The organism is Methanolobus mangrovi (assembly GCF_031312535.1).
Classification (GTDB): Archaea; Halobacteriota; Methanosarcinia; order Methanosarcinales; family Methanosarcinaceae; genus Methanolobus; species Methanolobus mangrovi.
Map to the genome: position 1 here is coordinate 1,868,949 of NZ_CP133594.1, position 14,081 is coordinate 1,883,029.

The following is a 14,081-nucleotide window of genomic DNA, read 5'->3' on the forward strand; positions in this document are numbered from 1 at the left end:
GAAGCGGTCCTGCCTGAACATTAAGTTCGACACTACGGGAGGTAAAGAATGGCAGACGAAAGCGTAATACAAGCTATAGAAAGGTTATTAGCGGAGTCACCTGAGAGGAAATTCCCAGAAAGTGTAGACTTGGCTATAAACTTAAAGAATCTGGATATGAGTCAGCCTAAAAACCGTATTGATGAAGAGATATTACTTCCAAACGGTCGAGGAAAAAACCTTAAGATCGCAGTCTTTGCGAAAGGTGAGGTTGGACTCCAAGCTAAAGAAGCTGGCGCAGACTATGTCTTTTCAGAAGAAGATCTCGCAGAGATCGGAGGAGACAAAGCACGTGCAAGAACACTTGCTAATGAATGTGATTTCTTTGTTGCAGAAGTTCAGTACATGGCACAGATTGGTAAGAACCTTGGTGCAATTTTAGGTCCAAGGGGAAAGATGCCAACTCCACTGCCACCAGGAAAGAACGTGGCTGATCTGATCAACAGTGCAAGAAGCTCAATCAGAGTAAGATCAAAGGATAAGCTCACATTCCACGTATCTGTTGGTCGTAGGGATATGGACATCGAGAAACTCGCAGGTAACATTGAAACAGTCCTTAGTAGAGTAGAACACTCACTCGAAAAAGGCAAGCATAACATTAAAGCTATTTATGTTACAACCACTATGGGTAAATCAGTGAGGGTGCTATAATGGAAGAAAACCACCACACAAGCCACATCCCACAGTGGAAAAAAGATGAAGTTGAGGACATAAAGGAACTCATCAAGAAATACCCAATATTTGGTGTAGTAGGTATTGGTGGAATTCCTGCAAAGCAACTTCAGAAGATGAGAAGAGACCTTAAAGGCAGCGCTGTTTTGAAAGTCTCGAGGAACACCCTGATAAGAAGAGCACTCGAAGAGTCTGGTGATGTAAAGGAGATGGAGCAGTACGTAGACGTACAGACAGCCCTCATATTTACCGAACAGAATCCTTTCAAGTTATACAAATCACTTGAAAAGAGTAAGAGCCCTTCCCCTATCAAAGCCGGCGGTATTGCACCCCGCGACATTATAGTTGAAAAGGGACCAACATCATTCCCACCAGGACCTATACTTGGAGATATGCAAGCTGCAGGCATACCTGCTGCAATCGACAAGGGTAAAGTGGTAATAAAGGAAACAAAAACCGTTGCTAAAGAAGGAGAAGCAGTTTCTCAAAAGCTGGCAGCAATGCTTACAAGACTTGAGATCTACCCAATGGAAGTGGGTCTTGACTTAAGAGCAGCCCTTGAAAACGGATTAACCTTTACACCCGATGTACTGGCTATTGATGAAGGCAAATTCTTCTCAGATATCGTATTGGCAACACAGCAGGCATTCAACATGTCAGTCTTTGCAGCATATCCAACTGCAGAGAATATCAAGACACTCATTACAAAGGCTGCAACAGAATCACGCAACCTCGGTGTCAATGCAGTTGTTCTTGAGCCGGGCGTTATCGACGCATTGCTTGGAAAAGCACAGTCACAGATGTTTTCAGTTGCATCAGCAGCTTCTGCAGTTAATGAAGAAGCAGTGGATGATGAACTGAAGGAAGCACTTGGTGCAGCAGCATCTGCAGCAGCAGTCACAGCAGTTCCTGAAGAGGAAGTTGCTGAAGAGAAGGAAGAAGAAGAAGAGGCAGCAGAAGAGGACGGCATGGCCGGTCTTGGAGCACTTTTCGGATGATCAGGATTACAAACTACATAAATTACATTTGATAAAATAAAAGGTGATATTACATGGAATACATATATGCAGCACTCTTACTGTTCAAAGCAGGTAAAGACATATCAGAAGAAACAGTCACTGCCGTACTTCAGGCAGCAGGCGTAGAAGTCAGCGATGCACGTGCAAAGGCACTTGTCGCAGCTCTTGATGGCGTAGACATCGAGGAAGCAATGGCAACCGCAGCAGTCGCAGCAGCTCCAGCAGCAGCAGCAGCTCCAGCAGCAGCAGCAGCAGTAGAAGAAGAAGCACCAGAAGAAGAAGACAAGTCAGAAGAGAGCGGCATGGCTGGTCTCGGAGCACTCTTCGGATAAACATAAATCCCTTTGTTCGCCACTTCGGCGGACAAATTCTTTTTTTTAATCAGCTTTTCTGAAAAGCTGGCACTTAACATAGGATTTTAAGTATACATCTTTTTCAAGGACCAGATTGTTCTCTATGCAAATATCAGGATAATGATTATTCCAGCTATCTGCATTTTCCTTGAACATGAAAAAAGGGAGCATCATTACAGTATCCATTCCAAGAAGCGGTTTTGCACAATCAATAATTGCAAAATAAGCATTATCCTTTAATACGCGGGATACTTCCCCTATAGCACCTTTGCGTACGTCTGATGTTGTTTCACAAAATGCTACTGAGGTCACAACAAGGTCAAATACCCTATTTTTGAACGGCAGCATATCCATCGAACCTTTATAGAGATGTAGAGACACTCCTGCCTTTTTCCCCTTGTCAGTCGCATATCCTAACTGTACACCGGATAGATCCAGACCATGTACACTTACATCCCCACCCATAAGCTCTGAGACTGCAATCCCCACAGATTCAGTCCCACATCCTATATCCAGAACAGACATTCCATTCTCCAGAGGAAGAGTAGATGCTACCTGCTCATAATAAGAATGTCCGAAGCCAAGGATTGTAGCAAAAAAATCATAATGCCTCCCACCAAAGAACCAACCGAAATTATTTCCTTTTTTATGATTGATCTTCAAACCCCCAGTTAAAGATATTATATTGATAATTCAATCCATCTTAAGACCTTCTCAGGAACATCAGCCCAAAAAGGAAGATGGCACTAACAAATCCTACAGTACCCATCGCAGGCAAATAGCCTTCACCATTTATAGCCAGATAAGTTGAAGATATAAAGATTACCAGAAGGAAAGCATACTTTGTAATGGAATCGATTGTCCTGTACTTCCTTATCTCATCGGTTTTCTTTTCCAGCCTCTCGATCCTGTACCCCCTTATTGTCTCAATGACATCATTTACTCCTTCGGGCAGGTTCTTCACTATCTCCAGATATCGATCACCCTCCAGTTGCAGGTATTCGAATGCCTCAAAAGGTGAATAGCGCTTCATCAAAACCCTCGTAATGACAGGTTTTGCATTTTCAAGCAGATTGAACCGAGGATCGAGCTCAAGGCAATTTGCCTCAATAAGTATCAGTGCCCTTTCAAGAGTTGAGAACTCACTTGGAAGAGACAGGTTATATTTCAATGCCAGTGTTGCATAATTATCACTTTGCCTTTCACCAGCCGAATAATTTTGTTTGGATATAATGTCATCAAGGTCTATCTTAAACCGACGTACATCAATATCTTCCTTATTGATACCGGTAATTTTCATGAATGCTTCGAAAACAACATCAACCCTTTTCTTGTAAATACCATAGAAAAGGTTCAGCATATTGCGACGTAATTCATCATCGATTGTTCCTACTGCTCCAAAGTCAATATAAGCGATACCATCTTCCTGAATTATTATGTTAGAACTGTGAGGATCAGCATGATAAAAACCATCAAGGTAAACCTGCTTCAAATAGCTGGTACTAATTATCTTTGCATACCATTTTTTCTTTTCTGCAGATGTCTCTGAAAGCTTTCTTATAGTGACACCTTCCATGTAATCCATGATCAGAACATTCTCGTTGGAATATTCATCATGAACATTGGGAACATGCACCTCTTTTACATCTGCAAAATTCTCCTGGAAGCGTTTGATATTCCTTGCCTCATTGCTCAAATCAAGTTCACGGTTCAGCAGGTCCCTGAACTCATAAAGAAAGGCATCGATATCAAAATTACTTCCAAGTCCAATAACTTTTACAATAAGAGATTTCAGGTCATCAAGTATTGCCAGGTCAAGGTTAATAGTATCTATTAGATTAGGCCTTGTTATCTTTACAGCAACTTTCTTTCCATTGAGCACAGCAGCATAGACCTGAGCAATTGAAGCACATGCCAGTGGCTCAGTATTAAATTCATCAAATATCTCTAGTATGTTAAAATCCGAAGTCTCAAAGCTCCCGGTAATTTTCTCATTCCCAATACTGCATCTGTAACCTTCAAACGCAACTTTCATCTTATCGAATTCAAGAGGATTAACATTATCCTGAAGATTACCAAGTTCCTCGATATAGATACCAGGAACAATGTCCGGTCTTTTGCTCAGTATCTGACCCAGCTTTATGAACGTAGGACCAAGTTCTTCCAGAGCCTTTCTTAATTTAACTGCTTTTTCCCGGTTCTTAATGTCCAATCCACAAGGAGTTTTCTTGTTAGAAACATAATATTGATTAACCTCACTATAAAGAAGACTGAAAAGATTATATTTTGAAAATACTCTGAAAATAGTAATGTACCTGCGGATTTTTCTGAACATCAGTACTATGTTTGTCCTGGTAGTAGATATAGATTGGTATCATTCTAATAATTCTTCTTTCCATATAGAAACAAGTAATCTGCATCCTGAAATATTAACAAAATTCATGGAATAAAAAAATATGCCAGTTTGGTAACACTAAACAAGTATTTATAACAGGATTCTTATGTAGAATGAAAACTCTCCCTGTCAAAAACAGGCTTTTTGGCCGGTTGTAAAATCAGCGAGTGACTCTATAATGACCGAGAAACCTATCGTCCAGCTAAAAGGGGTATCCTATTTCTACGCAAGCAGCAAGACAAGAGCTCTTGATAGCATCGATCTTGACATATACCCCGGAGAAAAAATAGCCATTCTTGGAGCAAATGGAGCAGGCAAATCAACACTCTTCAAACACCTTAATGGCATACTCAAACCTGCATCAGGCGAAGTGCTTGTAAAAGGAGAGCCCATTTCAAGGAAAAATATCAGAAGCGTTCGCCAAACTGTGGGAATTGTCTTCCAGAATCCTGATGACCAGATACTTGCACCTACTATCGAGCAGGACGTGGCATTCGGTCCGATCAATATGGGACTGACTGAAGAAGAAGTTGAAAGAAGAGTTAAGACAGCACTGGAGCTTGTGAACCTTTCAGGATATGAAGAGCGTTCACCCCATCATCTCAGCGGAGGACAGAAAAAACTCGTTGCCATTGCAGGAGTGCTTGCAATGCAACCTGAAGTAGTTGTTCTTGATGAACCTACTGCAGGACTTGATCCGTTCAGTGCTGAAAAAATAATGGAGATAATAGACGGGATGAACAAAAAATTTGGGATCACTGTTATCCTGTCCACCCATGATGTCGATATAGTCCCTCTTTTTGCGGATGTCGTTTACATCCTCCACCACGGAAAAATAGAAGCCAGTGGCACAGCTAAAGAGATATTCAAAAAGCATTCAATACTTGAAAATGCACACCTGAGAATGCCACGAATAGCAGAGGTATTCGAGTTACTTCAGGATTCTGGCCTTGATGCTGATATAAAGATAACACCCCAGGATGCAAGGGATGAGATCATACGACTTGTAGAAAATAATAACTAAAAGGCCTGCTCATGGAGATCACACTTACTGATATTGAAAGGGAAGCATACAAGGACAGCCCTGTCCACAGGCTTGACGGAAGAGTAAAGATACTTGCGACCATTGCCATCATTATTTTTGCTGTAAGTCTCCCACGCATGGATGAAGCAAACTTCATGAAACTGGCCATCATTGAATCATACCTTATATCACTCCTCGCAATTGCAAAACTCAACCCCTTATATACCCTCATGAGGTTTCTTTCGACATTACCATTTGGACTTGCCATAGTCATTGTACAACCTTTTGTAAGGCAGCCGTTTATAGATTCCTTTACAGTATACCCGCTTGAACTGCCACTTGGCCTCACACTAACATACGAGGGTATATTTTTCGGCATGGTGCTCCTTGCAAAATACATTGTTTGCATAACCGCTATTGTACTCATGTCCTCGACCATGAAGATGAGCGACATGGTAACTTCTGCAAGACGTCTTGGAATGCCGGCTGAATTCACCCTTATACTTTCAATGATGGTAAGATACCTATTTGTATTCTGGATAATCCTCAAACGCATAAGAGTTGCACAAAAAACACGCCTGTTCCACATATGGAACAAGGACGTACCGCGAAGATGGATCCTTGAACAGGTTGCATATACAATAAGCTCGCTGTTCATTCGTTCTTATGAACAGGGAGAAAGGACATACATAAGCATGCTCTGCAGAGGATATTCCAGTGCAAATAACATCTATATGCACAAAAATAAAATAAAGACCAGTGATGTCTTTTTCTTAATAGTAACAGCAGGGATATTAGTCTTGTCTGTTGTTGTATGAAAATAAAAAAAAATGAAGGAAGAAAAGAATTATTTCTTTGCAGCTTTTCCAAGAGCAAAACTAATCCCCAGAACAAGAAGAGTGCCTGCTACAATTGCAATTACCTCACCCATCTTACCCTGACCTTCAATTGAGTAATCAGGCATTGGTGATTCCACAAAAGGTTCGGCCCCTTCTAATTCAGAGAGCGTTTTCTCATCAACAACTCCACCGGCAGCACTTTCCAGTCCGTCAGGATCAGGAGAAGCAAGGAATGGAGCAAGGACCGATATAAGCAAAGCAATTGCGATTCCTGCATAAAGGAATTTCATATTTATGCCAGAGCTGACGTTCACGCTCATACCCCTACCCCTTTGGTGTTTGTAAGAGATGAATCCAGCAGATCAGGTCTTGATTTTTCGATTGCTGTGATAACTACAGCAGTTATGAGACCTTCACCAACGAATCCGATTATCAGGTGATATAATCCCATTGTTGCGAGTCCTGCCATCAGAGGGAATGTACCTGCAATTGACATCTGAACAGCACACACAATTGCAGACATGAACAAACCAAACCAAGCTCCAATAAAGGATGCGCCTTTGATTCCTGCTTTATTCCTTAGAGCTGCGAACGTGTAATATCCTATAAAACCGGAAATAACTCCCATATTCAGGATATTGGCACCCATTGTTGTAATTCCGCCATCACCGAAGACAAAGCCCTGAACAAGAAGCACAAGTGTGAGTACAAGAACACCAGCCATTGGACTTCCGAATATGATAGCAACAAGAGTTGCACCAACCATATGCCCACTTGTCCCCATACCTATGGGAATATTGAGCGCCTGTATAGCAAATATTCCTGCAGCAAGTGCTGCCAGAATAGGTACTTTCATGTCATCAAGTTCTTTCCTTGCCCATTTAAGGGACAGAAATACGAAAGGCAGAGCGATCAACCAGTAGATGATTGCCTGACTCATAGGTATGAATGAATCTGGTATATGCATTTTAAGTCCTCATAAAGTTATAATTGCCAATATGAAAATTAAAGATTTTCGTAACACTTGTGGATACGTTATAGGAACTATATATACTTAATGAATTAAGAACATCAAAAATCGTATTACACAACTGAAGGATCCTAAGACCAAGATATATAAAAGAGAAAGTGATAGAGCAAGTTAAACGGATTGAAACATTATGAGCAAATATTCCCCCATTATTGCTGCAAAGGCTGTCTGGCAGATGCGGATAAGAAAACGCCCTTTTGTACTATCACACGCCATCAACTCCAGATGCAACATGAAATGCTCTTTTTGCGAATACTGGAAAAACGAAGGCAAGGAAATGGAACTAAATGATATATTCAAACTCCTTGAAGAAGCAAGAGCTTTTGGAATACTTGTTTATAATGCGTGGACAGTAGAACCACTCCTGAGAAAAGACCTCCCTGAAATACTGGCTTATGCAAAACAACTTGGCATGGTCACTTCACTCATAACAAATGGCCTTTTGCTGGAAAAGAGAATAGATGAGCTAGAGAATCTGGATTATCTCTCTGTATCTGTGGACGGGACTTCCAGCTATGAAAATATAAGAGGAATAAGTCTGGACAGGATAATGCCGGGCATAATCAAAGCAAAGAACATGATCAAAAATCCTCTCCTGATGAACTGCGTGATAAGCGGAAAAAACCTTGATGATATAGAGGAACTTATCATCATGGCAAAAGATATGGATGTGAAAATATCTTTTGAGCCTATGTACGAATTCCAGGGAATAGAAAATGACACCTGGAATGATATGGGAATACGGGATATGGGCAAATATCGCAGGACAGTGGACAGGATAATCGAGATGAAACAAGAAGGATATCCCATCATCAATTCCTATACATACCTGAAAATGGTTAGGGATCTGCGGACGGAATTTGTTTGCCATGCCAATGATATAATTCTGGATGTGACAGCAGATGGGAACATTGAGAACTGCAGAGTTCACCGTAAGCCCATAGGCAATATCAGTGAAGGTATTGAGAATGTATGGGAGAATACAAGGAAGCTCAGAAAGAATACGGCACGTAATTGCCAGAAATGTCTTTTCTTTGGTTATGTTGAGAACAGCCTGATGTACAATTTTAACCTTGAAGTGGCACAACATTACGAATGGATGTAACGTCTGCCAGAATGAAATTGGCAGGCTATACATTTAATATATTACTACTATATTATAATAATACTAATAAAAGGTGGTAACGTGTCAGATAAGAGAAATTGTAGTGTATTTACAACTATTTTTTTATTCACATTAATCGCCCTATTCTTAACAGGGCTTGCAAGTGCTGAGACAGTTATTGGGTTTTCACCAGCCCAGCTAAGTGTTCAAGAGAACGAGGAATTCACACTCGCAATTACGATAGAAACCGATACCAACGTATCCGGGGCAGAGCTTGAACTCTCATATGACCCTTCACTTGTTAACATAGCATCCATAACTGAAGGAGATTTTTTCAAGCAGGGAGGAATGAATACAATATTCTCAAGAGGGAATATTGATAATGAGCTTGGCACTGTTAGCGGCATATATTCTGTTATAATGGGAGATGACATGCTTCTTGCCCCGGGTAATTTTGCAACCATCACCCTCAGCTCAAAAGGAGTAGCAGGAATCACATATATAGAAATGAAGAACGTGATCATAACTAATTCTACTGGAGCCAGCCTGCCGGTGACCATTAACAATGCAAAAGTGATCATTGGTGATGTCGAGACTTCTACAGCCAATGAGGAGACGACTCAGAGTCAGCAATCCGGACAGAATACGATCATACCTCTTGTATTTGCAATAATGTGCCTGTATTTTGTAAAAAGGAAATGAAAATCAATAATTATAGTGGGAATTATTGGCTACTCATAATTCCTATCCTTATTTCATTCCCGTTGTTCAAATGTAGCAATTTAGAGGCACTACCCTGATTTACTGCTATCTCGAAAAAACCGTGACTTCCTATGAGAGACAACATCCTGCCTTTTGGAACCTCTCCATAAGTTCTCAAAAAAGGCATCTGTCTTCCTGCAATTGAAAGAACAGTTCCCTTAAGCACATCTTTAACGATCTGCTCTTGGGGAATATTAGTAACTATGTTACCAAACTTATCGACGTATATCACTTTTGCCTCAATGAAGTCCTTTTCTATCACATAACCTGAGAAGTCAAGGTCAATATATTCATCCGTACTATTGCCGATATCCTCCAGATCCATGCCCCGCGAGATATGCGCAGCTACCGGGGCAAAAATATCTCTGCCCTGGAAAGTTGAAGAAACATCGCCCAGAATGTCCTGATTCTTAATTTCAAATACCTCTATATCCCCAAGTAAAGATGCGGCAGGAATAAGAACACCATTATCCGGACCTATGAAATAATGCTCCCCTGAGCGCACGACTATAGCTTTTCTTTCTGTGCCCACACCAGGATCGATCACAGCGACATGGATGGTCCCAGGTGGAAAATAGGTAACAGCAGAGTACAACGCAAATGCACCCGCCCTGATATCCATAGGTGGTATCGAATGAGTGATATCGACTATTGTTACATCCGGATCGATACCAAGCATAACGCCTTTCATGGAGGCAGGGTAGAGAGAACCGAAATCTGTTGTAAGAGTGATTACTGCCATAATATGATTTTTGTAAGTTTCAATATAAATACAATACTCTGGAGACTCCGATTAAACCATATTTGAGATATCAGACCGGAGTTTTGAACTGTCCCTGAGAGAAAACCAGCTCGAATCTGGCCCCTTTGCCTGACATACCAGTTTCCCTGATTCCAATACCGGTTATAGACAGGATCTCTTTTGAAAGGAAAAGTCCGTAGCCAGAACTGGAACCACCTTTTTTGAACAATTTGCTCTTATCCATGATCCCAATACCGTCATCCTGAAATACCACCAATAATTGATTTTCTTCTTCCTCTGTAGTGATAGTGAGGTTTGTGGCCTCGCTGTGCTTGATCACATTATTAACCAGATTATAGAACACTTTTCCTATCATCGGATCACTGAATATCAAATAATCCCCTACATCTATTCGGATATTTATTAATGCTTTATCCACAGGAACCATAGCACTGGTCAGTGCATCCAGGAGATTGACCCACTGTGGAGCCTGAATGCCGATTTCCTGATAATCTGTGGCGAACATAATATGCCTTTCAATGGACATCACGTTCGCCTCCATCCTCTGCAGCAGCCTGAGTTCTTCAGGATCCTTTATCTGCTCCATCACCAGATACAGATATCCTTCCAGGAGCATTACCTGATTGATTATATCATGGCGGGTGATGGAGTTAAGGAGACTAAGTTTGTTATTAGCCTGCTTGAGGGCTTCAGACCTCCTCTCTTTCTCAGTTATGTCTTCAACCACACCGTCCATGAGAATCATGTTACCATTAGGATCATACTCTGTTGAAAGAGTGATAGAACATAGAATTGTGGTTCCATCCCTAACCTTGAACACTATCTTACGGTCCTTGATCTTGCCAGTCTGCCTCAGCTCACCCAATAACTCAAGCCGGTCTTCAGGATAAAGGTATAGGTCTGCCGCAGATATATCCAGGAGTTCTTTTTCATCATTGAACCCCAGCATTTTGCAAAATGCCGGATTCACCTGAATTATATGGCCGCCCTCCCATGGCTCACTCCTGACAATACCGATATTGACATTCTCTACCAGGGTGCGGTACTTCTTCTCACTTTCCTGTAATGCACGCATGGCCAGGTTAAGCTCATTTATCTGTCCCTTTAGTTGAGGATAATAGCTCTTGCGATGTGAGGTTTCACCCAATCCGATAATCTTCTTCCGAAGATCACTCAGCCTGTTGTCATCTTCAGAGTGCACCATGGTAAAGTCCCTCTATGTCTTCTATTGTAGCAGGACGAGGGTTAGTAGCAAGACAGGGGTCCAGGAATGCATTCTCGCTGAGATACTTAATGTCCTTCTCTTTTACCCCCATATTTGATAAGCCAGGCTTTATCCCCATCTGGTCGGTCATATTTCGCAACTCGTGTATCAGGTCATCAGGTCCGCTTTTCTTTTGCGGCGTCTTTTCATACATAATACCCTCAAGGATCCGGTATTTGTCCGGTGCCCGCGAATAATTAAAGGCAACGACATGTTCCAGAAGCTGCGCGTTACATTCGCCGTGAGGAGAATCCAGGTAACCCCCCAGACTATGCGCCATGGCATGCACTAACCCCAGACTGGCGTTGGAAAATGCCAGGCCAGCATACATGCTTCCCAGCATGACCTTGTTCCTGAACATGATGTCATCAGGGTCAGTATATGCTTTGGGCAGATATTCCACCAATAGTTTAGTGGCCTCTAAAGCAAACATGTCGGTCATGACAGAGGATGCATTCGAAACATAAGATTCAAAAGCATGACAGAGAGCATCCATACCCGTAGATGCGGTCAGTTCGGGACTCATGGTAACAGTAGTCTCAGGATCTATGAGTGTAATGTCTGGCAGCATGGTCTTGCTAATTATAGCGAACTTGCGTTTTTTCTGCTCATCAGTGATTATAGCAAATTGGGATACATCGGCAGAGGAACCGGCTGTCGTAGGAATACATATTATAGGAGAAGCAGGCAGAGCCACCTCGTCTACCCCTTCCAGCTCCAGAACGCTGCACCGGTTAGATGCTACCGCACCTATCGCCTTGCCACAGTCCATAGAACTACCGCCACCCACGGCTACGATAAGATCACAACCATTCTCCGCATAAAGTTCCGCTCCTCGCATGACCTCAGTTGATCGTGGATTTGGAGATACATCGTCATAGATGACAACATCCAGACCTGCATTCTTCAGATTATCCTCTACTTCCTCAGCCCAACCTGCTTTAAAGATGCCAGGATCGCTGACTAAAAACACATTCCTGCCAGACAGACTGAGAACGTATTGAGCTATGAGACTTCGGGAACCATCACCTAAGATAATCTCAGGTGCCAGGAATTTACGGAGAGGAAGACTGCCAGACACCATATTATTCACTCCATTAGTGTATGCTCCGTTCATGCTACCACATCTCCCTGCCTAAAAAGCTTTTCAGCATTTATAAGTGCACAAGGAACCCTATGTGTATTATTGATCATACAATACCCCCATAGTATACTGTGAGGTATAATTATTAAAGTATTATCTTGCTGACACTAATTTGAACAATAATATAGAACGTAGTCAATGAGGTAAATACATACGATTAGGGGTGTTCAAAAATAATATTCACTGCTTACAGTTTAATTAAAAAAGACCAGAACCTTGTATCAAATAAAACAGAGAAACTAAAACTGAGATAATTGAAGAAAAATAAAAGGAATGAAGTAATGCCATAGGCATTACTTGCAAAGATCGTAGTTCTGGTTTACGATCTTGAGTGCGCAGAAGTCACCGCACATGGTACATGCGTCTTCATCGCCTGGTGCTCTGCTGTCCCTGATGCTCTTTGCAAGCTCTGGGTCGAGTGCCAGCTTGTACATCTCCTTCCAGTCGAGTTTTGCACGTGCCCTGCCCATTGCAAGGTCCCATTCACGGGTTTCTGGGTACTTGACAGTGTCACCGACGTGAGCTGCGATCTTAGCGGTCTTGACACCTTCAATGATGTCCTGGAGGTTTGGAAGTGCAAGGTGTTCTGCAGGTGTTACATTACAGAGGAAGTCACAGCCTGCTGCTGCGGATGCTGCTGCACCGATAGCTGTTACGATGTGGTCGCGACCTGCGCCGATGTCGGATACAAGAGGACCGAGCATGTAGAATGGTTTTCCATCACTCATTGCTTTCATGAGCTTGACATTTGTTTCTACCTGGTCCAGTGGTACGTGACCTGGTCCCTCAACGATTACCTGAAGGTCGTATTTGTCGTGTGCTTTCTGTGCGCATTCGGAGTTGATGATGAGTTCCTGAACCTGTGCCCTGTCGGTTGCATCAGCTATTGCACCTGCGCGCATTCCGTTACCTGTTGAAAGGGTAACTTCGTGCTCCTTGAGGATCTCACAGAGATAATCGAAGTCCTGGTAAAGTGGGTTTTCCTTCTCGTTGTGAAGCATCCATGTGCTCATGAATGCACCACCACGGGAACAGAGACCACCGTATCTGCCGTGTGCCTTCAACCTGTCAAGGACAATGTTGTTGATACCTGTGTGGATAGCCATGAAGTTTGTACCGAGCTTTGCCTGTTCCTCGGTTGCATACCAGAGGTCGTCCTCTGTCATGTGGACAATGGAACCGTCTCTCTTTGCTGCTGTGATGAATGCCTGGTAGAGTGGTACTGAACCTACTGAAAGTGAAACTGCGTCACATACCTTTTTCCTGATACCAAGGAAGTCTCCGCCGGTTCCGAGCTCCATGAGTGTGTCTGCACCTGCTGCCTCTGCTGCCTTTGCCTTTGCGACCTCAGCCTCTTCATCAATGATATCTGAGGATGAACCGATGGAAGAGTTGACTTTTGTCCTGAGACCTTCACCAATACCACATACCCTGATATCCCTGTATGGGGTCATTGGGATGACGATCCTTCCGGAAGCAATTCCACGTCTTATGAATTCAGGGTCTTTACCTTCGTCCTTGGCGACAATCTTCATCTCTTCTGTGATCTTACCATTTTTTGCATCTGTTACTATTGTCATTATTGAACCTCAAGCTTTGATGTACCATACAAGAACCAAATCGTATATAATATTTGTCGAAAAATTAACTTTAGATAAAGTCAAGTTAACTT

15 protein-coding genes are annotated in these 14,081 nt (G+C 42.3%); 7 read left to right on the forward strand and 8 right to left on the reverse strand.

Translation table 11 applies throughout. From position 1 onward, the window contains the following. Positions 1 to 48: 48 nt before the first annotated feature. From RE476_RS09010 to rpl12p, 3 genes are read left to right on the forward strand one after another with little or no spacing between them, the layout of a single operon-like run. Complete coding sequence (locus RE476_RS09010; protein WP_309307312.1) at positions 49 to 690, forward strand: 50S ribosomal protein L1; 642 nt, start codon at positions 49 to 51, stop codon at positions 688 to 690. Further along, positions 687 to 1,709: a 50S ribosomal protein L10 gene (locus RE476_RS09015; protein ID WP_309309590.1), complete on the forward strand. Its 1,023-nt coding sequence runs from the start codon at positions 687 to 689 to the stop codon at positions 1,707 to 1,709. The genes RE476_RS09010 and RE476_RS09015 overlap by 4 nt, the downstream gene beginning before the upstream one ends. Positions 1,710 to 1,762: 53 nt before the next feature. Continuing rightward, positions 1,763 to 2,062, forward strand: coding sequence for a 50S ribosomal protein P1 (gene rpl12p, locus RE476_RS09020; protein ID WP_309307313.1), 300 nt, complete (start codon positions 1,763 to 1,765; stop codon positions 2,060 to 2,062). A 45-nt stretch (positions 2,063 to 2,107) separates the two neighbouring features. Here rpl12p and RE476_RS09025 read toward each other — a convergent pair whose 3' ends face one another. Together RE476_RS09025 and RE476_RS09030 are read right to left on the reverse strand one after the other, a co-directional pair. Beyond that, the gene (locus tag RE476_RS09025; RefSeq protein ID WP_309307314.1) at positions 2,108 to 2,746 is read right to left on the reverse strand and encodes a class I SAM-dependent methyltransferase; all 639 of its coding nucleotides are present in this window, start codon (positions 2,744 to 2,746) and stop codon (positions 2,108 to 2,110) included. Positions 2,747 to 2,786: 40 nt separating this feature from the next. Continuing rightward, complete coding sequence (locus RE476_RS09030) at positions 2,787 to 4,418, reverse strand: ABC1 kinase family protein (RefSeq protein WP_309307315.1); 1,632 nt, start codon at positions 4,416 to 4,418, stop codon at positions 2,787 to 2,789. A 238-nt stretch (positions 4,419 to 4,656) separates the two neighbouring features. Here RE476_RS09030 and RE476_RS09035 point away from each other — a divergent pair, with 238 nt between their 5' ends. Both RE476_RS09035 and cbiQ read left to right on the forward strand, forming a co-directional pair. After that, on the forward strand, positions 4,657 to 5,502 hold the full coding sequence (locus RE476_RS09035) for an energy-coupling factor ABC transporter ATP-binding protein (RefSeq protein ID WP_309307316.1): 846 nt from the start codon (positions 4,657 to 4,659) through the stop codon (positions 5,500 to 5,502). Between the two features lie 11 nt (positions 5,503 to 5,513). Beyond that, entirely contained in the window at positions 5,514 to 6,320 is an 807-nt protein-coding gene (gene cbiQ, locus RE476_RS09040; RefSeq protein ID WP_309307317.1) for a cobalt ECF transporter T component CbiQ, read from the forward strand. 29 nt (positions 6,321 to 6,349) lie between these two features. On the opposite strand, the gene RE476_RS09045 is transcribed toward cbiQ, so the two are convergent. Both RE476_RS09045 and cbiM read right to left on the reverse strand, forming a co-directional pair. Next, positions 6,350 to 6,661 carry a PDGLE domain-containing protein gene (locus RE476_RS09045; protein WP_309307318.1) on the reverse strand — a complete coding sequence of 104 codons (312 nt, stop codon included), beginning with the start codon at positions 6,659 to 6,661 and terminating at the stop codon, positions 6,350 to 6,352. Beyond that, complete coding sequence (gene cbiM, locus RE476_RS09050) at positions 6,658 to 7,308, reverse strand: cobalt transporter CbiM (protein ID WP_309307319.1); 651 nt, start codon at positions 7,306 to 7,308, stop codon at positions 6,658 to 6,660. The genes RE476_RS09045 and cbiM overlap by 4 nt, the downstream gene beginning before the upstream one ends. Positions 7,309 to 7,501: 193 nt before the next feature. Here cbiM and RE476_RS09055 point away from each other — a divergent pair, with 193 nt between their 5' ends. After that, positions 7,502 to 8,476, forward strand: a complete 975-nt coding sequence (locus tag RE476_RS09055) for a radical SAM protein (RefSeq protein ID WP_309307320.1) — start codon at positions 7,502 to 7,504, stop codon at positions 8,474 to 8,476. An 81-nt stretch (positions 8,477 to 8,557) separates the two neighbouring features. Continuing rightward, positions 8,558 to 9,178, forward strand: coding sequence for a cohesin domain-containing protein (locus tag RE476_RS09060; protein WP_309307321.1), 621 nt, complete (start codon positions 8,558 to 8,560; stop codon positions 9,176 to 9,178). Between the two features lie 22 nt (positions 9,179 to 9,200). On the opposite strand, the gene RE476_RS09065 is transcribed toward RE476_RS09060, so the two are convergent. The 4 genes from RE476_RS09065 to thiC all read right to left on the reverse strand — a co-directional run bounded on the left by RE476_RS09065 (position 9,201) and on the right by thiC (position 13,989). Beyond that, on the reverse strand, positions 9,201 to 9,980 hold the full coding sequence (locus RE476_RS09065) for an SAM hydrolase/SAM-dependent halogenase family protein (protein ID WP_309307322.1): 780 nt from the start codon (positions 9,978 to 9,980) through the stop codon (positions 9,201 to 9,203). A gap of 70 nt (positions 9,981 to 10,050) precedes the next feature. Further along, positions 10,051 to 11,205: a PAS domain S-box protein gene (locus RE476_RS09070; RefSeq protein ID WP_309307323.1), complete on the reverse strand. Its 1,155-nt coding sequence runs from the start codon at positions 11,203 to 11,205 to the stop codon at positions 10,051 to 10,053. After that, the gene (gene ercA / locus RE476_RS09075) at positions 11,192 to 12,382 is read right to left on the reverse strand and encodes an alcohol dehydrogenase-like regulatory protein ErcA (RefSeq protein ID WP_309307324.1); all 1,191 of its coding nucleotides are present in this window, start codon (positions 12,380 to 12,382) and stop codon (positions 11,192 to 11,194) included. Before ercA ends, RE476_RS09070 begins: the two co-directional genes overlap by 14 nt. Before the next feature lie 320 nt (positions 12,383 to 12,702). Further along, a complete protein-coding gene (gene thiC, locus RE476_RS09080) occupies positions 12,703 to 13,989 on the reverse strand; it encodes a phosphomethylpyrimidine synthase ThiC (protein WP_309307325.1) in 1,287 nt (428 codons plus the stop codon). Positions 13,990 to 14,081: the final 92 nt, after the last annotated feature.